The sequence below is a fragment of the Oribacterium sp. KHPX15 genome (genome assembly GCF_900107835.1).
Lineage (GTDB): Bacteria > Bacillota > Clostridia > Lachnospirales > Lachnospiraceae > Oribacterium.
The window spans coordinates 1-24,011 of sequence record NZ_FNRG01000005.1; the positions used below are offsets into that span (position 1 = coordinate 1).

General features: G+C 41.2%; 32 protein-coding genes and 1 pseudogene. All 33 read right to left on the reverse strand.

Going from position 1 to position 24,011, the window contains the following annotated elements:
* Positions 1–592: 592 nt before the first annotated feature.
* Positions 593–1,096 (reverse strand): hypothetical protein, encoded by a 504-nt coding sequence (locus BLV86_RS04700; RefSeq protein WP_090815307.1) that lies wholly within the window; start codon positions 1,094–1,096, stop codon positions 593–595.
* A 164-nt stretch (positions 1,097–1,260) separates the two neighbouring features.
* Positions 1,261–2,778: a sensor histidine kinase gene (locus tag BLV86_RS04705; RefSeq protein ID WP_090815308.1), complete on the reverse strand. Its 1,518-nt coding sequence runs from the start codon at positions 2,776–2,778 to the stop codon at positions 1,261–1,263.
* Entirely contained in the window at positions 2,772–3,512 is a 741-nt protein-coding gene (locus tag BLV86_RS04710) for a LytR/AlgR family response regulator transcription factor (protein WP_090815309.1), read from the reverse strand. The genes BLV86_RS04705 and BLV86_RS04710 overlap by 7 nt, the downstream gene beginning before the upstream one ends.
* A 258-nt stretch (positions 3,513–3,770) precedes the next feature.
* A complete protein-coding gene (locus BLV86_RS04715) occupies positions 3,771–4,655 on the reverse strand; it encodes an Abi family protein (protein ID WP_207647467.1) in 885 nt (294 codons plus the stop codon).
* Positions 4,656–4,985: 330 nt separating this feature from the next.
* Complete coding sequence (gene rpsI, locus BLV86_RS04720; RefSeq protein WP_031552195.1) at positions 4,986–5,378, reverse strand: 30S ribosomal protein S9; 393 nt, start codon at positions 5,376–5,378, stop codon at positions 4,986–4,988.
* Between the two features lie 14 nt (positions 5,379–5,392).
* Positions 5,393–5,827, reverse strand: coding sequence for a 50S ribosomal protein L13 (gene rplM / locus BLV86_RS04725; RefSeq protein WP_031552192.1), 435 nt, complete (start codon positions 5,825–5,827; stop codon positions 5,393–5,395).
* A 322-nt stretch (positions 5,828–6,149) separates the two neighbouring features.
* Entirely contained in the window at positions 6,150–6,806 is a 657-nt protein-coding gene (locus BLV86_RS04730) for an HAD family hydrolase (protein ID WP_090815311.1), read from the reverse strand.
* 97 nt (positions 6,807–6,903) lie between these two features.
* Positions 6,904–7,932, reverse strand: coding sequence for a tRNA pseudouridine synthase A (locus BLV86_RS04735; RefSeq protein WP_090815312.1), 1,029 nt, complete (start codon positions 7,930–7,932; stop codon positions 6,904–6,906).
* 133 nt (positions 7,933–8,065) lie between these two features.
* Positions 8,066–8,872, reverse strand: a complete 807-nt coding sequence (locus BLV86_RS04740) for an energy-coupling factor transporter transmembrane component T family protein (RefSeq protein WP_090815313.1) — start codon at positions 8,870–8,872, stop codon at positions 8,066–8,068.
* Positions 8,872–10,023, reverse strand: coding sequence for an energy-coupling factor transporter ATPase (locus BLV86_RS18735; RefSeq protein ID WP_442950756.1), 1,152 nt, complete (start codon positions 10,021–10,023; stop codon positions 8,872–8,874). Before BLV86_RS18735 ends, BLV86_RS04740 begins: the two co-directional genes overlap by 1 nt.
* 21 nt (positions 10,024–10,044) lie before the next feature.
* Positions 10,045–10,881: pseudogene (locus BLV86_RS18740) on the reverse strand (energy-coupling factor transporter ATPase); the annotation flags it as partial.
* Positions 10,882–11,040: 159 nt separating this feature from the next.
* Complete coding sequence (locus tag BLV86_RS04750; RefSeq protein WP_090815315.1) at positions 11,041–12,570, reverse strand: PspC-like choline-binding domain-containing protein; 1,530 nt, start codon at positions 12,568–12,570, stop codon at positions 11,041–11,043.
* A 149-nt stretch (positions 12,571–12,719) separates the two neighbouring features.
* Positions 12,720–13,256: a bL17 family ribosomal protein gene (locus BLV86_RS18605; RefSeq protein ID WP_031552170.1), complete on the reverse strand. Its 537-nt coding sequence runs from the start codon at positions 13,254–13,256 to the stop codon at positions 12,720–12,722.
* Between the two features lie 91 nt (positions 13,257–13,347).
* Positions 13,348–14,301, reverse strand: a complete 954-nt coding sequence (locus BLV86_RS04760; RefSeq protein WP_090815316.1) for a DNA-directed RNA polymerase subunit alpha — start codon at positions 14,299–14,301, stop codon at positions 13,348–13,350.
* Positions 14,302–14,327: 26 nt separating this feature from the next.
* Positions 14,328–14,921: a 30S ribosomal protein S4 gene (gene rpsD, locus BLV86_RS04765; protein WP_029199679.1), complete on the reverse strand. Its 594-nt coding sequence runs from the start codon at positions 14,919–14,921 to the stop codon at positions 14,328–14,330.
* 144 nt (positions 14,922–15,065) lie between these two features.
* A complete protein-coding gene (gene rpsK / locus BLV86_RS04770) occupies positions 15,066–15,455 on the reverse strand; it encodes a 30S ribosomal protein S11 (protein ID WP_029199680.1) in 390 nt (129 codons plus the stop codon).
* 135 nt (positions 15,456–15,590) lie between these two features.
* Positions 15,591–15,959: a 30S ribosomal protein S13 gene (gene rpsM, locus BLV86_RS04775; RefSeq protein WP_029199681.1), complete on the reverse strand. Its 369-nt coding sequence runs from the start codon at positions 15,957–15,959 to the stop codon at positions 15,591–15,593.
* Positions 15,960–15,980: 21 nt separating this feature from the next.
* Positions 15,981–16,094: a 50S ribosomal protein L36 gene (gene rpmJ / locus BLV86_RS04780; protein WP_003022746.1), complete on the reverse strand. Its 114-nt coding sequence runs from the start codon at positions 16,092–16,094 to the stop codon at positions 15,981–15,983.
* A gap of 115 nt (positions 16,095–16,209) precedes the next feature.
* On the reverse strand, positions 16,210–16,428 hold the full coding sequence (gene infA, locus BLV86_RS04785; RefSeq protein ID WP_007157657.1) for a translation initiation factor IF-1: 219 nt from the start codon (positions 16,426–16,428) through the stop codon (positions 16,210–16,212).
* 37 nt (positions 16,429–16,465) lie between these two features.
* Complete coding sequence (gene map / locus BLV86_RS04790; protein WP_031552158.1) at positions 16,466–17,218, reverse strand: type I methionyl aminopeptidase; 753 nt, start codon at positions 17,216–17,218, stop codon at positions 16,466–16,468.
* Positions 17,219–17,269: 51 nt separating this feature from the next.
* Complete coding sequence (locus BLV86_RS04795) at positions 17,270–17,917, reverse strand: adenylate kinase (RefSeq protein WP_031552155.1); 648 nt, start codon at positions 17,915–17,917, stop codon at positions 17,270–17,272.
* An 81-nt stretch (positions 17,918–17,998) separates the two neighbouring features.
* On the reverse strand, positions 17,999–19,339 hold the full coding sequence (gene secY / locus BLV86_RS04800) for a preprotein translocase subunit SecY (protein ID WP_031552153.1): 1,341 nt from the start codon (positions 19,337–19,339) through the stop codon (positions 17,999–18,001).
* Positions 19,339–19,782, reverse strand: a complete 444-nt coding sequence (gene rplO / locus BLV86_RS04805) for a 50S ribosomal protein L15 (protein WP_031552150.1) — start codon at positions 19,780–19,782, stop codon at positions 19,339–19,341. Before rplO ends, secY begins: the two co-directional genes overlap by 1 nt.
* An 11-nt stretch (positions 19,783–19,793) precedes the next feature.
* On the reverse strand, positions 19,794–19,979 hold the full coding sequence (gene rpmD, locus BLV86_RS04810; RefSeq protein WP_029199686.1) for a 50S ribosomal protein L30: 186 nt from the start codon (positions 19,977–19,979) through the stop codon (positions 19,794–19,796).
* A 17-nt stretch (positions 19,980–19,996) separates the two neighbouring features.
* Positions 19,997–20,506: a 30S ribosomal protein S5 gene (gene rpsE, locus BLV86_RS04815; protein ID WP_031552147.1), complete on the reverse strand. Its 510-nt coding sequence runs from the start codon at positions 20,504–20,506 to the stop codon at positions 19,997–19,999.
* Between the two features lie 20 nt (positions 20,507–20,526).
* On the reverse strand, positions 20,527–20,889 hold the full coding sequence (rplR, locus tag BLV86_RS04820) for a 50S ribosomal protein L18 (protein ID WP_029199688.1): 363 nt from the start codon (positions 20,887–20,889) through the stop codon (positions 20,527–20,529).
* A gap of 16 nt (positions 20,890–20,905) precedes the next feature.
* Positions 20,906–21,448 carry a 50S ribosomal protein L6 gene (gene rplF / locus BLV86_RS04825; protein WP_090815317.1) on the reverse strand — a complete coding sequence of 181 codons (543 nt, stop codon included), beginning with the start codon at positions 21,446–21,448 and terminating at the stop codon, positions 20,906–20,908.
* A 94-nt stretch (positions 21,449–21,542) separates the two neighbouring features.
* Positions 21,543–21,944, reverse strand: coding sequence for a 30S ribosomal protein S8 (gene rpsH / locus BLV86_RS04830; protein WP_029199690.1), 402 nt, complete (start codon positions 21,942–21,944; stop codon positions 21,543–21,545).
* 339 nt (positions 21,945–22,283) lie between these two features.
* Complete coding sequence (locus BLV86_RS04835) at positions 22,284–22,469, reverse strand: type Z 30S ribosomal protein S14 (protein WP_029199691.1); 186 nt, start codon at positions 22,467–22,469, stop codon at positions 22,284–22,286.
* 12 nt (positions 22,470–22,481) lie between these two features.
* Positions 22,482–23,021: a 50S ribosomal protein L5 gene (gene rplE / locus BLV86_RS04840; RefSeq protein WP_029199692.1), complete on the reverse strand. Its 540-nt coding sequence runs from the start codon at positions 23,019–23,021 to the stop codon at positions 22,482–22,484.
* Between the two features lie 20 nt (positions 23,022–23,041).
* The gene (rplX, locus tag BLV86_RS04845) at positions 23,042–23,347 is read right to left on the reverse strand and encodes a 50S ribosomal protein L24 (protein WP_029199693.1); all 306 of its coding nucleotides are present in this window, start codon (positions 23,345–23,347) and stop codon (positions 23,042–23,044) included.
* Between the two features lie 12 nt (positions 23,348–23,359).
* Entirely contained in the window at positions 23,360–23,728 is a 369-nt protein-coding gene (gene rplN / locus BLV86_RS04850; RefSeq protein ID WP_029199694.1) for a 50S ribosomal protein L14, read from the reverse strand.
* A 24-nt stretch (positions 23,729–23,752) separates the two neighbouring features.
* Entirely contained in the window at positions 23,753–24,007 is a 255-nt protein-coding gene (gene rpsQ, locus BLV86_RS04855) for a 30S ribosomal protein S17 (RefSeq protein ID WP_029199695.1), read from the reverse strand.
* Positions 24,008–24,011 lie beyond the last annotated feature (4 nt).

Genomic DNA, 24,011 nt, shown 5'->3' on the forward strand with positions numbered 1-24,011 from the left:
ATAATACCATATTTTACCGTTTTTTCAAGCTCTATTTTCTATTCTTGACGATAACATCAAAGCACTTTGCGCTTTAACTTGCGCTTTATCATAAGCATCAACTTCATATAACTTTAAGCTTCTCATATTCCACCTAAACATAAAACAGGGACAAGAAACCTTGTCCCTGCTGTTAACTCGCTCACTTATAAGGCTGTGCATCACCTATACTTAACTAGAGTATACATCAATGATCTTATCTTTCAAGTAGCAAAATCACAAACTCAACTGATTTTACAAAAAATTCACATCAACGTATTCATCATCATCGTATATTGACTGTGTCTTTATGGTCATATTAAATATCTCCATGTAAAGAAAAACCCCAGAAACACAAGGTTTCCGGGGTTTGTGAATTCTTTTCGATTCTCCGAAGATTATCTCTTTGAGAACTGTGGGTATGGAGAAAAGCTTGAAATTTCGCCATTTGGGGAAGCATTTGCTTATTACCTGTTTCTTACCGGGAGCGACCCAGGGCTCCCGGTGACGACAGGATTGTTATCTGTTTCATTAAATCCTGCTTGTTATTCTTAATATGTTGAAGGAATCCTCATCATATCTTAACTGCATGTCTTTTTCTGTATTCTTCATTATCCTTCCTTGAGAGCTCTGCATCTACCTGTTTTAGCTCTTTTTCAATTTTATCTCTCCGGGATTCATCAGCAGTACGTAATTCCTGCTCTAGGCTGGTTTTTTTAGCTTTCAGCTTTTCTATCTCCCTGTCTACCTTATCTGTACTTAAAGTTGTAGTCTCGCTGGTTTCTGTTTCTTTCGGTGCCTCTGGTGTTTTTCCCGACTTTGGAGATCCAGATTTATGGTTTTCTGGCAAATCTGCCTTCTTATCATCCCCATTTTCCTTATCGGGTTTCATTGCATTTTTTGCATAATCCGATGGAATATACTCATCATAATTCTTAGGATATTCCGCACCTGTAACTGGTTTATCCGGCTTTTCGTCATCTTTCTGATTTTCAGGTTTCACATCATCGGCCTTTTGTGCCTTGATATATCTCTCCTGTTCAGGTAGCGTGTTCATACCAACTGCATTAACCTTCATAGCATTCACACCTCTCTTTCAAGTTTCTGTGATATTCTCATCCATTTTCAACTTATCGAATATTTGTACTTAAAACTCTCATAGAATATTTGATACTTTAGGTCTCAATACTTACATCGGATTAATGATTACGCTAATAACCCTTATGTAACGAAAGGTCAATTCTATGTATCAGAAGGACACCTTTTCTTAAGCATAACAGTTATCTTAAATATTTCTCCATCCTCCGTTATTCTCATAGTTCCATCATACCGCTCAGCTATATCAGCCACATTCTTAAGTCCTATTCCATGCCAAAAATCATCCGCGTCTCTTTCTGTATGTGTCGATTTATCAAAGCCGTTTTCACAAACTATAAGGACAACATTTTCCTTATCCACAGTTTTTATACTAACATATTTTGAATCATCTGCTGATTCTTCTGCAGCTTTTAAAGCATTATCCAAAATATTGGATAACACTATGGATAAATCGTAGACCGCTATTCCCCAGGACTCATCAAAGGAAAAAACTGATGAAAACAAAATCCCTTTTTCCTTTGCCTTCCTGTATTTATCGTTTATGACAACATCTGTAACAGGATTTCCTGTAAAATATCTCATTTCCACAGATTGAATGGTATCATCTATTTCCGAGATATATTGTTTCATATCTAAAATAAGTCCTTGTTCAGCAAGTCCCCTGATTGTGGTCAAATGATTGGCCATTTCATGGCGTGCCTTCCTGACTTGCTCGTAATATCGTTCGGTATCCTCCAACCTCCTTTGTATTGACTCCCTTTCGACGTTTCCGGCAAACACCATTTCACTCTTTTGTCGGTACTGGTTATATTTTTTCCAAATAATTACCGCACACAATTCCCCAAGGTACAAAAACAGTGCAATTGCCGGCAAAAGATACACCAGATAAGGATACATATCCAGCAATACAATGTCTCCTTCAGTAGTTTTAAATACTGCAATGCCGAGCATTATCCTTGTCAATATTATTCCGGCAATGTTCATTACGGACAGATAACAAAGCTCTGTAAAGCTCATTTTTTCATATTGCTGTATACTTTTTATGAAAGGCAATATTTCCCCAAAAAGCACAAGACAATATAATGCTTCTGCCACAAAGAAAAGAACCCCTATTGTTGATATAGGGCTAATATTTGAACCTCTTCCCGGTCCAGCACTCGTCATCACTCTTTTTATTAACTCATTCATAAATGAATTAACAAAAAACCATGAAAGATATCGTAGGTTGAGATACAAAACAAGTGTAAATATAGTTTCTTTTATATATTCTCTCTTGTACACAAACATAAAGGATAATGATATGCCTGATAAAATAATGATTTCAAAAGGCCATCCGTCCTCATTCATAAACCAGCGAGCTATTTCAATAAAGGAAATCAAAATAAAAAGCTTAATAGGTGTATTCAGATTATTAAATCTCGCTTTTAAAGAATTTGCATTATTTCCACAATCATTTTTATATTGCAAAGTTTTTAAAGGTATATTCCCTGCAAAGGAGGGTTTTATCAACGGTTCTGTACGAAAAGTTCCTATACGGATACTATCGGAACACAATGGTACAAATGTATTCCAAATCATAACAAAAAAGAACGCCCTGCATATAATTCCAGTGATTTGTGACGCTGCATACAATAGATTTACTTTGACATCCGCACTCAGCATATTTCACGCTCCAAAAAGTCTGCATAACCGTCCACAAAATGTCTGCACTTGTATTTGGACAAAGGAATGAGGTCACCGCTGATCATTCTGATATCTTTCCTTGTATAATCAGAAATGTATCTCATATTAACAATAAAGCTTCTATGCACCAATATAAAGGTCTCATCAAGCTTACCCTTGACATCCTCAAATTTTCCATATATCTCAACAACAGTGTTTACTAAATGAATGCTTAGTTTTCTTCCTATGCTTTCTATATAGACAATATCCGTTAAGTTAATTGTCTTCTTTGTACCGCTTGAATTCACTGTCAGAAATTTAAATTTCCGTTTTTCCACTGTTTGTGAAACAGCTTTCTGTACCTGCGCAAACACAAACTTAAATTGCTTTTCTTCTATTGGTTTAACAATGAATTGGAATGCTCTCACGCCAAACGCTTCCGGCATACGCTCAGGTAATCCAGTAACAAATATAATAAATGGTGTCTCAGAAGCTCCTCTGCCTTCTTCTATATGCTTTTTCTTCAGCTCTTCCGCTACTTTCATTCCATCAGGCGAGCATCTTAAATCTATATCTAAGTATAAAACATCCAGATTTCCGCCCTGCCTATAATATCCGAGAACTTCTTCACCGGTCTGAAAATGATTTATGATGCTATACTCATCGTCAGTCCTTATATATTGTTCGATAAGATCTCTTGTATTCTTTTCATCATCACATATTCCTATAACCATAGTTTTGTACCGATATTCGCCTAAACTGTTACGAAGTACTTATTGTAAAATGATTGGTCACCTTCACATTTCTTATATCGGCATAACAGTAAAGAAATTAAGGTGACCTCTGGTAGGTTTTATATTAAAGCTTACATATTTAAAAACCGCAGCCACCTGAATTAACAGATTACCGCGGTTCTATAATCGATATCATTTTTAAATATTCAATACTTCGTCAATTGATTTAAGTGGCCATGTCTAACATCCCAGATATTTTCAAACTTGGGTCTGAATCAACAACTCTTTCCAATTTTCAGGAAATCCCATTGTTCTCACATCCACTTTTTCATATTTATTTATTAAATCCTCTATTTTATTTACATAAAGATTCCAATGTGTATCTTTCTTTAATATATGTTTCATACAAAGCAAGACACCAAACATTCTATTATTTCTTATACCGGCTTGCGAATACTCTTTGTATAAAATAGGTGTCTTCGACAATTTTGCATTGTATAGCCTTCCATAATGCGCACATATATTGCGCACATAAGAAATGCTCTCCAACCAACTTTCCAAATATGTATATCCAACCCCAAAACTCTTAGCCACCGCTTTCTTATCGGGATTTTTCATATTCTTATAGAACTTTGAAAGTGTACCAAAACTAAACACCTCAACAAGCGCATATATAGGCAACTCGGCACCTTCATAATTTTCAATGAAATTCCTCACAAACGGAGCTTTTGAATTTCTGCCAATTTCCCCTTCTATATCATCAATAAAAGTTCTATGATATTCCGCATCTACAAAATTCGAAGGCTCTTTATAACCAAGAACACCATATTCACCTGCAAAATAGTTTGCCACTCTGCATCTAACATTTACTTCGATTTTTTCTATTTCCGCAAAAGTAATTTGTCTAAAATTTGCATTAAATAGATATAACTCAACAATCTGTTTAAATGTTACGCCTTCAAGATAATTCCCATTCTTGGGTTTTAAACCTAAGCTATAGGCCTTTATCAGCCTAAAGTATGATATATCATTTAATATACTTTTGGCGTACTCTTCATCATCAATTATCAAACCAAGTGATTTTAGGTTTTCAATTTGTTCATCTATCGTCATTGGCGGTTGATGCTGCTTAAGTTCACTCATTATTTTTCTCCCAAAAATTAAAAGACCCAACGTGGTCCGCATCGTTGAGAGGCGTGTTGGGTTCTGTCACTATCAGTATATTCCAAAGCTTATAAAATTACAATGAGAATCTCATCAAACGCAAATAATTAAGAATTAAGAATTAAGTTGTTAATAAAATAAATCAGATTTGAAGCAAATACGAATTTTGCTTCTTACCTGCTTATTACTTGCTTATTACCGTCTAATATTTCTTGATTTTCATACCATCCCACAGCGTTTCTGAGTAAAGAAAAACCCCAGAAACACAAGGTTTCCGGGGTTTGTGAATTCTTTTCGATTCTTCGAAGATTATCTCTTTGAGAACTGAGGAGCACGACGTGCGGACTTGAGACCGTACTTCTTTCTCTCTTTCATTCTCGGATCTCTTGTAAGAAGTCCTGCCTTCTTGAGAACTGGTCTGTACTCAGCATCCATCTCGCAAAGTGCTCTTGAGATACCGTGACGGATAGCACCAGCCTGACCTGTAGTACCACCACCACATACATTAACAAGGATGTCAAGCTTGCCTACGTTCTGTGTAAGAACGAGTGGCTGGTTAACGATGAGCTTCAGTGTATCAAGACCGAAATACTCATCAAGGCTTCTCTTGTTGATTGTGATCTTTCCTGTACCAGGCATGATATAAACTCTTGCAACAGAAGACTTTCTTCTACCTGTTCCGTAATTTCTGTTTGTTGCCATCTTGATATCCTCCCTTAGAATGTAAGCTCAACAGGCTTCTGTGCCTGGTGCTTGTGATCTGCGCCAGCGTATACGAAAAGCTTCTTATACATCTGTCTGCCTAATGGTCCGTGAGGGAGCATACCCTTAACTGCATACTCGATAACCTTCTCAGGCTTCTTAGCCTTGAGATCACGAAGAGATGTCTCACGCATTGAACCAACATACTTTGAATGTGTGCGATAAATCTTCTGCTCAAGCTTCTTACCTGTTACGGTGATCTTGTCAGCATTAACGATGATTACGTAATCTCCGCAATCAAGGAACGGTGTGTAGATTGGCTTGTTCTTTCCGCGAAGAACCTTAGCAACCTCTGATGCAAGACGTCCAAGTGTCTTACCCTCTGCATCTACTACATACCACTTTCTGTCCTGTGCAATAGTAGAAGCTGTAGCTACGTATGAATTCATAACAACCTCCTGTTATAAGGCTACTTACTCTGGTCTCTGTCCAAAACAGAACTTCTGTCGGCCGCCGCATCGGGTTAAATGCGAGGTTTCTTCTTAATTTAAGAAGACCTTCTTTCGGCGCAAGTGGTCCACTCTGAGACTGATTTCAGTATTTAATGTAGCCCGGGCCGATGCTTTCGACCCTGCTGTGAATAGTTAACTGCTCATCTTCGGGCGCAATACGCCTGTAAACAAACAGCAATACGTATTATATTTGCAATCTTTCGGACTGTCAATATAGTTGACAGCTTTTTGAATTATAAAATTAATATAAAACTGATTTTTAGTCCTTTTCCATAATTTCTATGATTTCTGCCAATGTCTCCGGCTCTTCATCAAGCAATTCCCTGACATCATCAAGGTCGCTCATGTCTTTGATTCCGAAAACCTTGCAGCCTGCGTCATATCCTGCATGGATGCCATTGGGAGCATCTTCCACTACGATGCACTCCTCCGGCTTAAGTCCGATTCTTTCGGCGCACTGAAGGTAGATGTCCGGTGCAGGTTTTCCGTGGGTTATCATTTCCCCGGAACAGATGTAGTCGAACTTTTCTGTGTAGCCGGTTTTATCAAGATAATGCATAACCACGGGCTTTAGTGAAGATGAGCCTAATGCTATTCTGTAGCCCTTCTGCATTAGCCAGTCAAACAGTTCGTCCAGACCGGGCTTCTTGGGGATATCATTATCGATAAAATACTGGTCGATGTACTTCTTTCTGTAGCCTCTTTCCTCCCAGTAGTCAAAGTCGGGATTAACTTCATTGAACATCTTTCCGATGTTCTCCATGGAGGCTCCGCGCATTTTGTTGATCATCTCGTCGGTCATTGTGTAGCCTCGCTCCTTTGATGCTACTTTCCAGAAATGGTGATATACCTTTTCCGTGTCGAACATGGTGCCATCCATGTCGAATATAAAGCCTTTGATGTTATCATATTTCATAGCTTTCCCCTTTTCAAACAAATGTCAGCCTTTTTCATGAGACTACACACATAGTTCTCATTAGAACGACAGTGAATGCAATTTATAAATCTCTACATCAATACTTGAGTTCTACCAGACACAATCCCTTGGCCGGCACCGTCGGGCCCGCCTTGGTTCTGTCTTTGGCTTCGAGAATGTTCATGATGTCCTCAGGTTCTCTCTTGCCGTTTCCCACTTGTAGCAGAGTGCCAACGATTATTCGTATCATATGATAGAGAAAACCGTTTCCTCTTATCCTAAAGGTGATAAGACTCGCATCTTCTTCCCGGACTTTTCTCGATGCATTAGACGAATTTACAGCTTCCTGAACACTTCCCGATGCATTGGCTGAGTTCTTGTCTTCATACGCCCCGCCTGGTGCATTGACTGAATTTATGTCTTCATGAACCTCGCTTGGCATATTGACTGAATTCGTATCTTCCAAGCTTTTTCTTCCCCTATCAGAAAAGATTTCAATGCTGTAAATCTCTCTTACCGCATCTCCTCCATGCTCAAAGACCTGGCTGTCGGGATTCACGAAGCTTGTAAAATCATGAACTCCAACAAGATATGTTGCGGCCTGACGCATTTTTTCGATGTTTAAGGCATAAGTGAAGTTATAGGCATAGAGTCTTCCTAAAGGGGAAGGTATAGGTGAGTTATCTACCTTATATTCGTAAACCTTTTCGTGAGGTTCAAATCTCGGATTAAACTCCGCCGGCACTTCCTCGGCTTTAACCACTCTTATATCTTCAGGCAGGAAACTGTTTATAGCTGAGGGGAAGTTCTCTGTCGGGATGGTGGAGTCTGTGTCAAATACGGCAACATTACCCATAGCATGCACTCCGCTGTCTGTGCGGCTTGCGCCTATAAGCTGAATGCTGTCGTCCTTCAGTGAATCTCCATCCCCTTGGGAATGCTTATCGGAGGCGAGAGAAGTGTCTGTGCCTGAACTCCGCTTCAGCAAATTGCTGATCCCCAAAGTGAGCATCCCCTGAATTGTTGGCTTGTCACCTTCCGGCTTTTCCTTCGTAGGATTCTGGATCTGCCAGCCTTTGTAGCCCGTCCCGTCATATGAAATTGTTAATTTGATACGTCGTTTCATGCTCTATTGAAAACCCACTCATACTAAACAAAAAGCCAATCCTTTCAAAGAGGATGCATCTTACTTATTCAGATACCGGTTATGATTAAACCAACTATCCCAGTCGTAGTCAAATAAACGGCAACATTTATTATCATACAAGCGGAACAAATCTCGAACCGACTGCTCCCGCAAAATACAAAAACATCAGGAAATATGCGATTCCGTCTCTTGCTTCATATTTCAAAGGTTTCATCTTGGTTCTGCCCTCGCCGCCGCGGTAGCATCTGGCTTCCATGGCCATGGCGAGATCATTGGCCCTTCTGAAGGCGCCGATGAAAAGCGGTACCAAAATTGGAACCATGGCTTTTGCACGCTGGATGATGTTTCCGGATTCAAAATCTGCGCCTCTTGCCTGCTGGGCTTTCATAATCTTATCGGTTTCTTCTATAAGAATAGGTATGAATCTGAGTGCAATGGACATCATCATTGAAATCTCATGCACCGGCACTCCGATTTTCTTGAAGGCTCTCAGTCCTTTCTCCATTCCGTCTGTCAGCTGGTTCGGGGTTGTTGTAAGGGTCATAAGTGATGAACCCATAACAAGAAGAATCAGTCTAATTCCCATTTTAAGGGCGATGGTCAGACCTTCCTTTGATATCTTCAGTATTCCAAGTTGGAAGATCGGTTCACCCGGTGTCAAAAACAGGTTGAAGCTCACCGAAATCAGAAGCAGGATCAGGATGTTCTTGAGTCCCTTTGTCATAAACTTTAAGGGAACATTGCTCAGCTTAATGAGAATGCCCAGAACAACAGCTGCCACCCCATACATCGTCCAGCTGTCCACCACAAATAGTGCAACCAGGAATACCAGCGTTCCCAGCAGCTTTACGCGGGGATCCAGTCTGTGGATTACAGAGTCAACAGGATAGTACTGTCCTAAAGTTATTTCTCTAATCATCAGTTTGCCTCCTTTCCGGAAGCATCGATTTTATTCGATTTAACCGATTTATTATATCGTTTCCACAAATCAATGATACAGTCCGCCATTTCCGACACTGTATCCGGGCGATCTTCAAAGCGAATGCCTACGTCCTTTAAGTCATGAATAAGATATGTCATCTGCGGAGCGCCCAGGCCCATGCTTTCCAGTTCTTGATATCTCTTAAATATTTCCTCAGGCGTTCCTGTCATCTTAAGCACACCGTGATCAAGAACGATAACCTGGTCTGTGTATCTCGCCACATCATCCATAGAGTGGGATACCAGAATTATGGTCATGCCAACCTTATCGTGAAGCTCCCTGATCTGCTTGAAAAGATCGTCTCTTCCGGCAGGATCAAGTCCCGCTGTGGGCTCATCCAGTATCAGCACTTCCGGATGCATGGCAAGAACTCCCGCTATGGCAACTCTTCTCTTCTGGCCGCCACTCAGTTCAAAGGGAGATTTTTTCCAGAATTTGCTGTCCAAACCTACCATTTTGAGGGCCTCTTCAGCTCTCTTTCTTGCTTCATCCTCGCTGAGGCCCTGGTTTTTCGGTCCGAACATAACATCTGTTATTACATCAACCTCAAAAAGCTGATACTCGGGGTACTGAAATACCAGACCGATCTTGAAGCGGAGCTGCTTCATATTGAAGTTGGTGTCATAGATGTTGATAAATCCTGTACCCTGGCCTGATTCAATCGAGTCATTGAGGGCGGTTCCCTTTAGGGTGTCAGCATTAGCCCCATCCTTCTCACCTTCATAACCGGAGTTTTTGTGGTTGTTTTTCACATTGGAATTAGACCCAGAGCCTTTATATACATTTTTAGAATTTTTTCCGGTTTTGATCAGATCAGCATTATCCCTGAAGTTTACCTCTATCACGCCCTCTGTGGCTTTCAAAAGCCCGTTTAAGTGCTGTGTTAATGTCGACTTGCCGGAACCTGTGTGGCCGATAAATCCAACTATTGATCCCCTCTGAACGTCAAATGACACGTCCTTCAGGGCATAGCTCTCCATGGCAGTTCCCTTCTGGTACACATGATCCAGGTGGCGAACTCTGATCACCGGGTCTGTTATATCAATATGAAGCGGCTTACGTTTTACGAAATTTGGCTCAAAATCCACCTGCTTGGGGAGGCATTTCTGTAAGCATTCAACCAGCTCTTCCCTGGTGAGGATCGAATCCGGCACCGGCATTCCTGCCTTCTGCAATTTCCAGGCAAGCTCGGTGACCTCAGGCACGTCCATGCGGATTGCCTTGAGCTCTTCAACGTTTTTAAACACTTCTTTCGGAGTGCCATCCATTACGATTTTGCCCTGATCCATCACGATGATTCTGTCGGCGTCCACCGTTTCTTCCATATAGTGGGTTATAAGTATGATGGTTACTCCCTGGGTTTTATTGAGTTCCTTGATGGTTCTGATGACTTCCGCGCGTCCCGTGGGGTCAAGCATGGCTGTAGGCTCATCAAGAACTATGGTTTTCGGAATCATTGCCATGGTGCCGGCAATTGCCACTCTTTGCTTTTGACCGCCGCTGAGTCTGTTGGGTGATTTCTTTCGATACGCAGTCATTCCCACCGCTTCGAGAGCAGTATTTACTCTGTTCCAGATTTCCTCTGTGGGAATTCCTATATTTTCAGGCCCGAATCCAACATCCTCTTCAACCACTGATGCAATTATCTGGTTGTCAGGATTCTGGAAAACCATTCCGGTTTCTTTTCTTATGTCCCAAAGATCCTGTTCGTTTCTGGTGTCTTTTGAGCTGACCAGAACAGTCCCCTCAGACGGCAGATTAAGTCCATTGATGAGTTTTGCCAATGTTGACTTGCCTGAACCGTTATGGCCGAGAACACACACAAAATCACCCGACTCGATGGAGACATTAACTCCGTCCAGGGCTCTGGTGCTTTCCACAACCTTGTCATTTTCGTCGGTTCGTATGTAGTTATAAACAAGATTAAGCGCTTCGATAATCTTCAATTTATTCACCTAAATTTGTCGACTGAAATCAGTCAACCATTTCTAAAATTATAGTTTTCAGCGAGTTTAGTATATTAAAAATAGGAATAAAATACAATGGCAGACCGTAAATGGCCTGCCATTAATACATCAGTTGATTTAAGTTAATCATTCTGGTTTTTAGTGAATCCAATGTCCGTCATCGGCTAACTGATAGCTTCCAAGTACGGTTGTGGCTCTTGCCATCTGGCCGTAGTCATTGTCCGAAGCATTTTTCTGAGGGTAGAAATAGTAGTACTGGTCGTTCTCGTATCCATCCTTTATCATTACCCAACCGGTTACCATCTTACCTTCTGCATCAAAGAAATAACTCTTTTCGCCTATGGTTACAAGATTGTTTCTGTACATCAGTCCATAATTCTCTCCTGTCTGAGGATTGAAGTAGTACCAGTTATTATTTATCTTTACCCAGCCGGTCTTCATGTCCCCGTTTTTAGAGAGATAATAGGTTCTGTAATCATCTTTATTGTAGAAGCCGGTAACCATCCTGCCTTCCGAATCAAACCGGTAGTAGGCATTCTTCCAGATAAGCCAGTCGTTGGCAACAAGCGTTCCCTGAGAGGTTTTGAAATACCAGTAATTTCCGTCTTTATACCAGCTTCCCGTTGTATATGTGCTGCCTGTTGCAGAATTGTATGAAGTACCACCGTTATTGATAGCTTCTGCGCTGTGTCCGGGTAATGTTGTCGTCTGGCCTGTTGATGAATCATATACAGTAAATACAGTACCGGAATTGTTATAATCATAAGCACCATTTTGTGCAGATGTCGAAAGATTACCAATTGATGTGCTGTATCCTGCCACTCCGGTATTTGCGTAATTATAATTAGATCCGGCGCTGGAATTTATTATGTAAGTTGAATCCGGATACTGACCTGTTCCGTCTGATACCTGATCCTGGAAAATGTTAATGAAATCCGATACTACCTTATCAGACTCTTTTCCACTGCTTTGCTGCACATTAGTATATGGAACTGTAGATACTTCAAAATAATATGCTGTAGCCTTAGTCATATACGGATAAAGATTGATACTGGTCTGATCAGTTATTATTGAAGCTATCTTTGTACTATCCCTGTACAGACTTACTTTATAATAACCCGAGGAAACAGATGGCGGTGTCCAGCTTGCTTTCCCCAATACATAGGAGCTCCATACCGGTGAAGTTGGAGCATCAAAGGTTCCCTTGATTCCGTTAAGGGAGAATATAACTCTGAGACCATAGTTTCCTTCCAGTCTTGCTGAAACAAATGATCCTCCATTGATATGTACGTTTGAACTATCATACATACCACTAAAGTAATAGTAAGTATAATTATCGTTTGTACGTTCTTTTTCGTTGGCAGTAAGATATATCTCAACATAAGGAGTCATGGAAACGCCATAGCTGCTGTCTCCGTACCATGAAACACTTTCTATATCATACTCACCATTCTCAGGTACTGAAAAATCACTTTCTGAGATTGATGGCAAACCTGCAGAAGAATTCTCATATTCGTAATGTCTGAGATAGTCCTCTACTTTTATTCTCACATTCGAAATTCTCTCATTACGATCCTTTGCAGATATCAAAAAAGCATAATTCATGATAAATATGGCTGCGATCAAGACCGCACATAAACTCTTCTTTACCATACTTTTATATTTCATACCCACTCCACTTAAATAGTAATTAACATTTTCTTTTCACACAATTACCTATACTAAGTATATCATCTAAATAAAGTCTAACTTATTACGTTTATTTAACAAAAAAAGGAACCGCCTTGTGGCGATTCCTTTTGGATTAATCAATCAGATTATACGAGCTCAAGGAGAACTTCCATAGCTGCGTCACCCTTTCTGAGACCAACCTTAACGATACGAGTATAACCACCGTTACGTGTAGCATACTTTGCACCGTACTCATCGAAAAGCTTTGCAGCAAGATCAACCTTCTTTGTGTTCTTCTTCTGTCCAGCCTTCTCCTTTGGAACCTCAGTTACAGGGTAAAGATAAGCAAGCATCTGACGACGAGCAGCAAGTCTTGAAGCCTTATCCTTCTTGATTGTCTTCTCTACTTCGTCATAAACTGTAACCTTCTTACCGTCTACAACTTCCTTAACGCGCTTTCCGTCAGCATCCTTACGAGCTACCTTAGCCTTAACAGTAACTTCCTCGAAGTTGTCCTTCTCCTTTACTGCAAGAGCGATAAGCTTCTCTGCCTGCTTACGTACTTCCTTGGCACGTGCCTCAGTTGTGAAAATTCTTCCATTATAGATAAGAGATGTTGTAAGAGCACGAAGCATAGCCTGTCTCTGTCTTGACTCTCTACCTAACTTTCTATATTTTGCCATTTTTAATTTCCTCCACCGTGCTTTTTAGTCTTACCGGTAAATTCATCTTAGCATCTGTGGCCTTTCACAGAATTCATACAATAAGAGAAGATCACTCTTCTCTTATTGTAAGACTAAGATTTAATTCCTTAAGTTTTTGCAATACTTCCTCAAGAGACTTACGACCAAGGTTTCTAACCTTCATCATATCCTCAGGAGTTTTTGAACAAAGCTCCTGAACAGTATTGATTCCTGCTCTCTTAAGGCAGTTATAGGAACGAACCGAAAGCTCAAGTTCGTCAATATTCATCTCGAGCACTTTTTCCTTCTCATCATCAGGCTTCTCAACCATAACCTCAGCTGTCTGAGCATCCTGAGAAAGCTCTACGAAGAATGATAAATGCTCTGAAAGGAACTTAGCTGCATCAGATACAGCATCGTCCGGACTCATTGTTCCGTTGGTAAATACGTCAAGTGTAAGCTTGTCGTAATCGGTCATATTGCCGACACGGGTATTGTTGATTGACATATTCACACGCTCAACAGGTGTATAGATAGCATCAACATCGATCACTCCTGTCGGAAGATCATTTGTCTTTGTTCTATCAGCACCTACATAGCCTCTGCCCGAAGTAACTGTAATTTCCATCTCAAAATTCGCAGTACCATCTGTGGTTGCAATCTTCTGATCCGGATTGAGAATCTCGATATCTTCAGCAAGCTTGATGTCAGATGCAGTAGCTACACCTTCACCATCAAAGTTAAGATATAAGATCTTCGGGTCATCGGAGGACGATGTGTTCTTAATTTCAAGACTCTTAAGGTTCATGATAACCTCAGTCAGGGTATCCTTGACACCGGGGATAGTATCACTTTCCTTATCGGCACCAATGATTTTAACCTGAGATACCGCAGTACCAGGTAATGCTGAAAGCATAATTCGTTTCAAAGCATTGCCCAGAGTTGTTCCGTAACCTCTTTCCAAAGGTTCGCAAACAAATCTGCCGTACTTCTTATCATCTGAAATCTCAACAATCTCAATGTTTGGTTTCTCAAAATCGAACATGCAATGCCTCCTTTATTGCAGGCTAATTATTTTGAATACAACTCGACGATAAGCATCTCGTTTACAGGAACATCGATTTCCTCTCTTGAAGGAAGCTGCTTAACAGTAGCCTTAAGATTTTCCTGATCTGCATCAAGCCAAGCCGGTACTAAACGACCGTTTGTAACCTCAAGGATGTCCTTGAATCTCTGAAGAGACTTCTTGTTCTCCTTAACAGCTACAACATCGCCTGCTGATACAAGGTATGAAGGTATATTTACAACCTTGCCATTAACAGTGATAAGTCTGTGTCCAACAACCTGACGTGCCTCACGACGAGTACGTGCAAGACCCATTCTGAAGATTACGTTATCAAGACGAGACTCAAGGAGAACCATAAGGTTTGTACCTGTCTGTCCCTTCATCTTGTTTGCCTTAGCATAGTAATTTCTGAAAGGCTTCTCAAGAACGCCATAGATGAACTTAGCCTTCTGCTTCTCACGGAGCTGAGTGCCATACTCTGACATCTTACGACGAGCATTTCTAAGCTGTCTGTTAGACTTCTTATCAATTCCTAAAAATACAGGGTCAAGTCCAAGTGACCTGCATCTTTTAAGTACGGGAGTTTTATCAACTGCCATAATTCTTTCTCCTTATTAATATCATGATAAATTACGTGATACGTCCTTTACATCCGTAGACTTCTTCGGACAGATCTGCCGCTATTTTATACATACTGCGGCCTATGTCTTTTAAGTTTTGCCTTAAGATAATCCAAAAAAAGATTATACTCTTCTGCGCTTTGGTGGACGGCATCCGTTGTGTGGAACCGGTGTTACATCCTTGATAGATGTTACCTCAAGACCATTAGCCTGAAGTGCACGAATAGCTGCCTCACGTCCTGATCCTGGTCCCTTTACGCTAACATCCACATACTTTAAGCCGTGTACTAAAGCTGCCTTAACAGCAGTTTCAGCAGCCATCTGAGCTGCATATGGAGTAGATTTTCTTGAACCTTTGAATCCAAGACCACCGGCACTTGCCCATGAAAGAGCGTTACCTTCTGCATCTGTCAGTGTAACGATAGTGTTGTTGAAAGATGCCTGAATATGTGCCTGTCCGCGTTCAACGTTTTTCTTTACGCGCTTCTTTGTTACTCTCTTACCTGAAGCCATATTAAAACTAACCTACTTTCCTTTACTAGTCTTCCTGTATTTAAAACATGAAGATCACAATAGTTACTTCTGATTTTCATCAGATTTGGATCATTTATGATCCGGACTTGCTTTTACCTACAAGCTGAAGTTAAATTACTTCTTCTTGTTAGCTACAGTCTTACGTGGTCCCTTACGTGTTCTGGCATTGGTCTTTGTCTTCTGACCTCTAACCGGAAGTCCCTTTCTGTGACGGATTCCGCGGAAGCAGCCAATCTCCTGAAGTCTCTTGATGTCAAGAGCAACTGCTCTTCTGAGATCACCTTCCACTGTCTGGTTCTCTGCAATATAGTTTGCGAGTACCTTTACTTCATCGTCAGTGAGATCCTTAACACGTGTGTCAGGGTTAACGCCTGTTGCCTTGAGAATCTTATCAGCTGAAGACTGTCCGATACCATAAATATATGTCAGACCAATCTCGATACGCTTCTCTCTAGGTAAATCGACACCTGCAATACGAGCCATTTTTGTTTCCTCCTGTTAAAATTAACCTTGTCTCTGCTTGTGCTTAGGGTTTTCGCAGATAATTCTGATAGAGCCTTTACGCTTAATGACTTTGCATTTCTCGCAGATAGGCTTTACTGATGATCTTACCTTCATAGTAATTCCCCTTTCTAATAACGAATTCGAACAAAGTTGCCGTATTATTCTAACAAAAGCCTCTTTAATTGTAAAGTGCTTTTTAAATTTAATTGTAAGAATTACTTATACAGCTTTATTTGTCTCTCCAGATGATCCTGCCCTTTGAAAGGTCATACGGTGATAACTCTATGGTTACCTTGTCACCCGGAAGAATTCTAATGTAATTCATACGAAGCTTTCCGGAAATATGTGCAAGTACCTGATGACCATTCTCAAGTTCAACCTGGAACATTGCATTCGGAAGTTTTTCAATTACTTTACCAGTAATCTCAATTACATCTGATTTTGACATTCAGTTCTCCTCTTCATTATTTAATAATTTCTTCTTATCAATTAACCAGACTTAGGATCTCAGGTCCATTCTCTGTAATAAGAATCGTATTTTCATAGTGGCATGAAAGGCTTCCGTCATCCGGAATAACCGACCAGCCATTCGGGCCTGTATGAACTTCCGGTGAACCCAGTGTGATCATGGGCTCTACTGCAAGTACCATACCTGCACATAACTTTGGTCCTTTTCTATGGAGATCATAGTTGGGAACCTCGGGATCCATATGTATCTCACTTCCGATGCCATGTCCGCAATAATCTGTAATGACTCCACACCCCTGTGATTCAACATAATTACCGATGGTGGAACAGATATCATTTAAATGATTTCCTTCCACCGCCTGCTCTGCACCCTTCCAGAATGCATCGTAGCAGACCTTCATAATTTTCTTCGCATCGTCGGAAACATTACCCACTGCCCAGGTTCTGGTTGCATCTGAATTGTAACCGTGAAAGCTTGTGCAGGTATCAATGGAAACAATGTCGCCTTCCTTAAGGATACGACGTCTGTCCGGAATGCCGTGAATTACTTCTTCATTAACGGAAATGCAGCAGCAGCCCGGGAAATCATAGAGACCCTTCATGCTTGGAAAGCCGCCTAATTTACGCATGATCTTTTCTGCATATTCATCAAGCTCTCCGGTGCTTATGCCGGGCTTTATCTTCTCTCCGACTCTGTTATGCATTTCGCCGAGAATCTTTCCGGCTTCTCTCATCAATTCTATTTCTCGTTTTGATTTGATTTCTATCATTTAATACTTCTTTCCGACTCAAACTTAGAAACTTATGATCTATAAAAAACATTATTTGTTCTCAAGAACCTTAACTACATCGTTAAATACTTCCTGAAGCTCTTTAGTACCGTCAACCTCACAGAAAACGCCTTCATTCTTATAATAAGAAATAAGTGGCTCAGTCTGCTTGTGGTAAACATTTAAACGATCCTGAACTGTCTCAGGTTTATCATCTGACCGGATGATAAGTTCGCTTCCGCACTTATCGCAAATGTTTTCCTTCTGAGGAGCTGCATATACTATATGATAGGTTGCGCCGCATTTCGGGCATGCTCTTCTTCCTGACATACGTGTGAGAATTGCTTCATCAGGTACATTTATATCCAGAGCAAAATCGATCTTGTCTCCCTTATCGGCAAGTGCCTTTGTAAGACTTTCTGCCTGAGGGATGGTACGTGGGAAGCCATCAAGTACATAGCCATCCTTGCAATCATCCTCGGCAATTCTGTCTAAAAGCATACCGATGGTTACTTCATCAGGAACCAGCTGTCCCTTATCCATATATGACTTAGCTTTCATACCGAGTTCAGTTCCGCCTTTAATGTTGGCTCTGAAAATGTCTCCGGTTGAAATATGAGGAATACCATACTTATCTGCGATTTTAATTGCCTGTGTGCCTTTGCCCGCACCGGGTGCTCCTAACATAACGATCTTCATATGAGGCCTCCATATAATGTTTTTCAATTTAAACACTTTTAGCCTCCCCGGAAAATAGTCCTGAGGAGGCTTTTGTTATGATCAGTCGTTTAAAAATCCCTTGTAATTTCTTACAACCATCTGTGATTCAATAGCCTTAAGTGTCTCAAGCACAACTCCGATTATGATGATAAGCGAAGTTCCCGCGAAAGATATACGACCTACATTGAATACTCCCGATACAAATATCGGAACTATAGCAACGATTGCAAGGCCGGTTGCACCGATAAAAATGATATATTTAAGAATATTATCAAGATAATCGCTTGTAGGCTTACCAGGACGAATTCCCGGAATAAAGCCTCCCTGCTTCTTCATATTATTTGCTACTTCCAAAGGATTGAAAGAAATGGAAGTGTAGAAATATGCGAAGAAATACAGAAGTGCAATATAAACTACCAAACCAATGCTGTAGATAGGCGCATCAGGATTACACCATGAACCGGAGTTAAGTCCCATAAGGATCTTGCCCCAGACTGTGCCGTAATCTACCTTTAATACCTGTCCTATAACAACAGGCATGGTCATAAGTGAACTTGCAAAGATAACCGGCATAACGCTGGCCGTATTTACCTTGAGAGGAATTGATGAAGACTGACCTCCCACAAGACCTCTGCCCTGTACTCTACGGCTGTACTGAACCGGAATCTTACGTTCAGCATCAGTCAAAACGACTGTAAAAGCTACAAGAGCAATGATGCATGCAGCAATAATGATAGCTGCTACAACCATTGTTGCAACATTTTTTCCCTGTATGAATCTAACATACAAAGTCTGAAAATCAGTAGGAATAGATGAAAGAATATTGAAAAGGAGAACCAGAGAGATACCATTACCGATTCCCTTGTCTGTTATCTGTTCACCAATCCACATGAGAAGTGCAGATCCTGTTGTCATTGTAATAACCGCAATTACAACGTCTGCAATCTTTCTCATCATGCTCGCATCAGCGTAACCGATGAGAAGCCCCTGTCCACCGAATCCTACAGCCATCGCAGTTGACTCAATAAGAGCAAGTCCGATAGTCACATATCTGGTGTACTCTGTGAGCTTCTTTCTTCCCTCTTCACCATCCTTCTGTAACTCCTCAAGTGCAGGAATTGCAACTGTAAGGAGCTGGATGATGATGGATGAAGTAATATACGGTGTGATTGACAATGCGAAGACTGACAGCTGCTCGAAAGAGCCACCAGTCATCGTATTAAACCAACCAAATGCATCATTATCAGCCATGCTTTTAAAAAGCTCGGCAAAATATCCTGAGTTTACACCCGGAATAGGAAGATTCGATCCAAACCTAATTACTACGAGCATAAGGAAAACGAATATAAGTCTATCTCTTAAATCCTTAACCTTAAATGCATTTAGTATTGATTTGAACATCAGATTACCTCACAGGTTCCGCCTAAAGCTTCGATCTTTTCCTTTGCTGATGCAGAGAAAGCTGTTAACTTAACATTGAGCTTCTTTGTAAGTTCACCATTTCCAAGAACCTTAACGCCATCGTTAACCTTCTTGATGATTCCCTTGTTAAGAAGAGCCTCAATTGTAACTTCCTCACCATCGTTGAACTTTGTCTCAAGAACAGAAAGGTTGATTCCTGTGATAACCTTAGAGTTAGGATCCTTGAATCCTCTCTTAGGAATACGTCTGAATAAAGGCATCTGACCACCTTCGAATCCTGGTCTTGGTGCTCCTGATCTTGCCTTCTGACCCTTATGGCCCTTACCGGCTGTCTTGCCATTTCCTGAACCATGGCCACGGCCACGTCTGAAGTTCTTTGACTGCTTAGCGCCGTCAGCCGGCTTTAAATTAGCTAACTCCATTGTATGCCTCCTTAGATTTCTTCAACTTTTACAAGATGGTTAACTCTCTGAATCATACCTCTTGTAGCGCCATTGTCCTGAAGCTCTACTGTCTGACGAATCTTACGAAGACCAAGAGCCTGAACGGTTGCTCTCTGCTTAGGGATAGCACCGATTGGAGACTTTACAAGTGTAATCTTTAACTTCTTATCTGCCATTACTTTACCCTCCCTGATCAACCTGTGATCTCAGCTACAGTTTTACCGCGAAGTGCAGCAAACTCCTCAGGTGTCTTCATTGAAGTAAGACCTGTGATTGTAGCAAGAACGACATTTGTCTTATTGTTTGAACCTAAAGACTTTGTACGGATATTTCTGATTCCAGCAAGCTCAAGAACTGAACGTGCAGGACCACCAGCGATGATACCGGTTCCTTCAGGTGCCTTCTTAAGAAGTACTGTTGCACTTCCAAACTTACCTACATAATCGTGTGGTACAGACTTCTCTTCTGTTACAGGAATTGTAACGATAGACTTGCAAGCAGCCTCACGTGCCTTACGGATAGCCTCAGGAACCTCAACTGCCTTACCGATACCACAACCTACATGGCCATTGCCATCACCAACTACTACGAGAGCTGAGAATCTAACGGTACGACCACCCTTTACAGTTTTCGCAACACGCTTGATGGCAACGACGTTGTCGTTTAATTCTAACTGATTTACATCAATTCTTTCACGCTTCATCTTGCTTGTTCTCCTCTCGATTAGAATTCAAGGCCGGCTTCTCTGGCAGCATCTGCAAGAGCCTGAACCTTACCGTGATAAAGGAAACCACCTCTGTCAAATACAACAGTCTTAATTCCCTTAGCCATAGCCTTCTCAGCAATTGCCTTACCAACATACTGAGCAGCCTCAATGTTATTTGTAATCTCTAACTTTGCATCCTTATCAAGTGTTGAAGCAGCGCAAAGAGTGTTGCCTGCAACATCATCGATAACCTGTGCATACATGTGCTTGTCAGATCTGAATACAGAAAGACGTGGTCTCTCTGGAGTACCAGATAAACGGTTTCTAAGTCTCTGGTGCTTCTTCTGGCGAAGTTCAGCCTTATTTCTCTTACTTACCATTTCACTTTCCTCCTAATTATTTCTTACCAGTCTTACCAACCTTACGTCTGATAACCTCATCAGCATACTTGATACCCTTGCCCTTATATGGCTCCGGTCCTCTCTTGCTGCGGATCTCAGCTGCGTACTGACCAACTTTCTCCTTGTCAATACCCTTTACGAAGATTGTGTTTGTACCCTCGAGAACTGTCTCAACGCCCTCAGGATCTTCCATAGTTACAGGATGAGAATAACCAAGTGTAAGTGTAAGTGTCTTACCCTGCTTAGCTGCTCTGTAACCAACACCGTTGATCTCGAGCTTCTTCTCAAATCCGTTAGTAACACCATCTACCATGTTCTGGAGAAGTGCTCTTGTAAGTCCGTGAAGGGACTTCTCTTTCTTATTATCATTAGGTCTCTTAACAACAACTTCACCGTCGTTCTTCTCAAGAGTAAGCTCTGTAGCGAATGCCTTCTCAAGAGTTCCCTTAGGTCCCTTAACAGTTACGAGGTTGTTGTCCTTGATCTCAACAGTAACGCCTGCTGGGATAACTACCGGTAATTTTCCGATACGTGACATACTATGTCTCCTCTCTCTTAAATTCTCTGTTATTAAACAGTTTTCAGATGTTTACAGTTACTTGCTTTGATGTTTTTGCTGTCAATATGGTTAATTACCATACGAATGCAAGAACTTCTCCGCCAACGCCCTTTGCTCTTGCTTCACGATCAGTCATGATGCCCTGATTTGTAGAAACAATTGCAATACCAAGTCCGCCAAGAACAGATGGCATATTCTCCTTGCCAGCGTATACACGAAGACCTGGCTTGGAAATTCTGCGAATGCCGCTGATGATCTTTTCGTTCTTTGTAGCGCCGTACTTAAGAGTTACCTTGATGTCCTTAAACTTACCGCCATCAACCAGCTCATACTTCTTGATGTAACCTTCATTTACAAGGATGTCAGCAATAGCTACTTTCATCTTTGATGATGGGATGGTTACTGTGTCATGCTTTGCAGTATTTGCGTTACGAATTCTTGTAAGCATATCTGCGATTGGATCACTCATACTCATTTTTACGGATATCCTTTCTCAAATAGTATAAAAATAATATTGTTATATATCCGGAATAAATCCGGACAAAGCAAATGCCACGTCTCCAGGTTGTTCTCACTCGGTCAGTCCATCCTATCATAAAGATATGATGCTTAACCAAATGGTACTGCATAAACAGTACTTCCTGTGGCGCAACATTTACATTATAACCATTTCTTTCCGGGTTTCAACCCGGTCTGGCGTATCTTTAAGAAATATTTTTGTATTTCTTTTAATACAATCCAGAAATTATCACCTTTGACAACATTTTGGAATCATCCAAAACATTGCCATCGGCTCTAAATTGAAGTTAAGGACTTACCAAGAAGCCTTCTTAACTCCTGGAATCTCACCCTTGTATGCTAACTCACGGAAGCAGATACGGCAGATGCCATACTTCTTGAGTACACTGTGTGGTCTTCCGCAGATCTTGCATCTTGTGTAAGCTCTTGTTGAGAACTTAGGTGCCTTCTGCTGCTTTAACTTCATTGATAACTTAGCCATATTTCCCTCCGATTACTTTGCGAACGGCATGTTGAAAAGTCTGAGAAGTTCTCTTGCCTCTTCGTCAGTCTTAGCTGTAGTTACGAAGATAACATCCATACCTCTAACCTTGTCAACCTTATCGAACTCGATCTCAGGGAAAATGAGCTGCTCCTTGAGTCCAAGTGCATAGTTTCCTCTGCCATCAAATGCATTAGGATTTACGCCTCTGAAGTCTCTAACTCGAGGAAGCGCAAGATTGATAAGTCTGTCAGCAAACTCATACATCTTCTCACCACGAAGAGTAACCTTGCATCCGATAGCCTGGCCCTCTCTGATCTTGAAGTTTGCAACTGACTTCTTTGCCTTAGTTGTTACAGCGTGCTGTCCTGTAATGATCTCAAGATCACGAACTGCGCTGTCGAGAACCTTGGAATTTTCCTTAGCTTCTCCAACTCCCATGTTGATAACGATCTTATCAAGCTTAGGAATCTCGTTTACATTCTTGTAACCGAACTTCTTAGCCATAGCATCCTTGATCTCGCTATTGTAAAGATCCTTTAATCTAGCCATTTTGAAATTCCTCCTTTCTCTTAGTCGATAACCTTACCAGTTTTCTTAGCAACTCTTACCTTCTTGCCGTCCTTGATCTCGAAGCCAACACGTGTAGGCTGTCCATCAACTACAAGCATAACATTAGAAGCGTCGATAGCTGCTTCCTTGTGAAGGATACCACCCTGAGGATTTCCCTGAGATGGCTTCTGGTGCTTGGTTACCATATTGCAGCCTTCAACGACTACCTTGTTGGTTGCGGGGTCGAAAGAAAGTACCTTGCCCTGCTTGCCATTGTCCTTACCGGCAATGATCTGTACCATATCGTCTTTCTTAATTCTACGCATCTGGTAACCTCCTTACAGTACTTCCGGAGCGAGTGAAACGATCTTCATGTAACCATGATCACGAAGCTCTCTAGCTACCGGTCCAAAAATACGAGTTCCCTTTGGTGTTCCATCGTCCTTGAGAATAACAGCTGCATTCTCATCAAACTTGATGTAGCTACCATCTTTACGGCGAATGTCATCTACTGTTCTAACAACAACAGCCTTAACAACATCACCCTTCTTTACCTGTCCGCCAGGGATTGCATCCTTAACAGATGCTACGATTATATCTCCGACTGCAGCATATCTTCTGGTTGAGCCACCCATAACGCGGATGCAAAGGAGTTCTCTTGCACCTGTGTTATCAGCAACTCTAAGTCTTGTTTCCTGCTGAATCATATAATGCTCCTTCCTTGCTCCTGATTACTTAGCCTTCTCGATGATCTCTGTCAGTCTCCATCTCTTGGTCTTTGACAGTGGTCTTGTAGCCATAACCTTAACTGTATCGCCTACACCAGCCTCGTTGTTCTCGTCATGAGCGTAGATCTTAACAGTTCTCTTAACGATCTTTCCGATTACCGGGTGCTTAACGTGATCTTCGATAGCGATAACGATGGTCTTGTCCATCTTTGCACTAACGACCTTACCGGTACGTGTCTTTCTAAGATTTCTCTCCATTGTT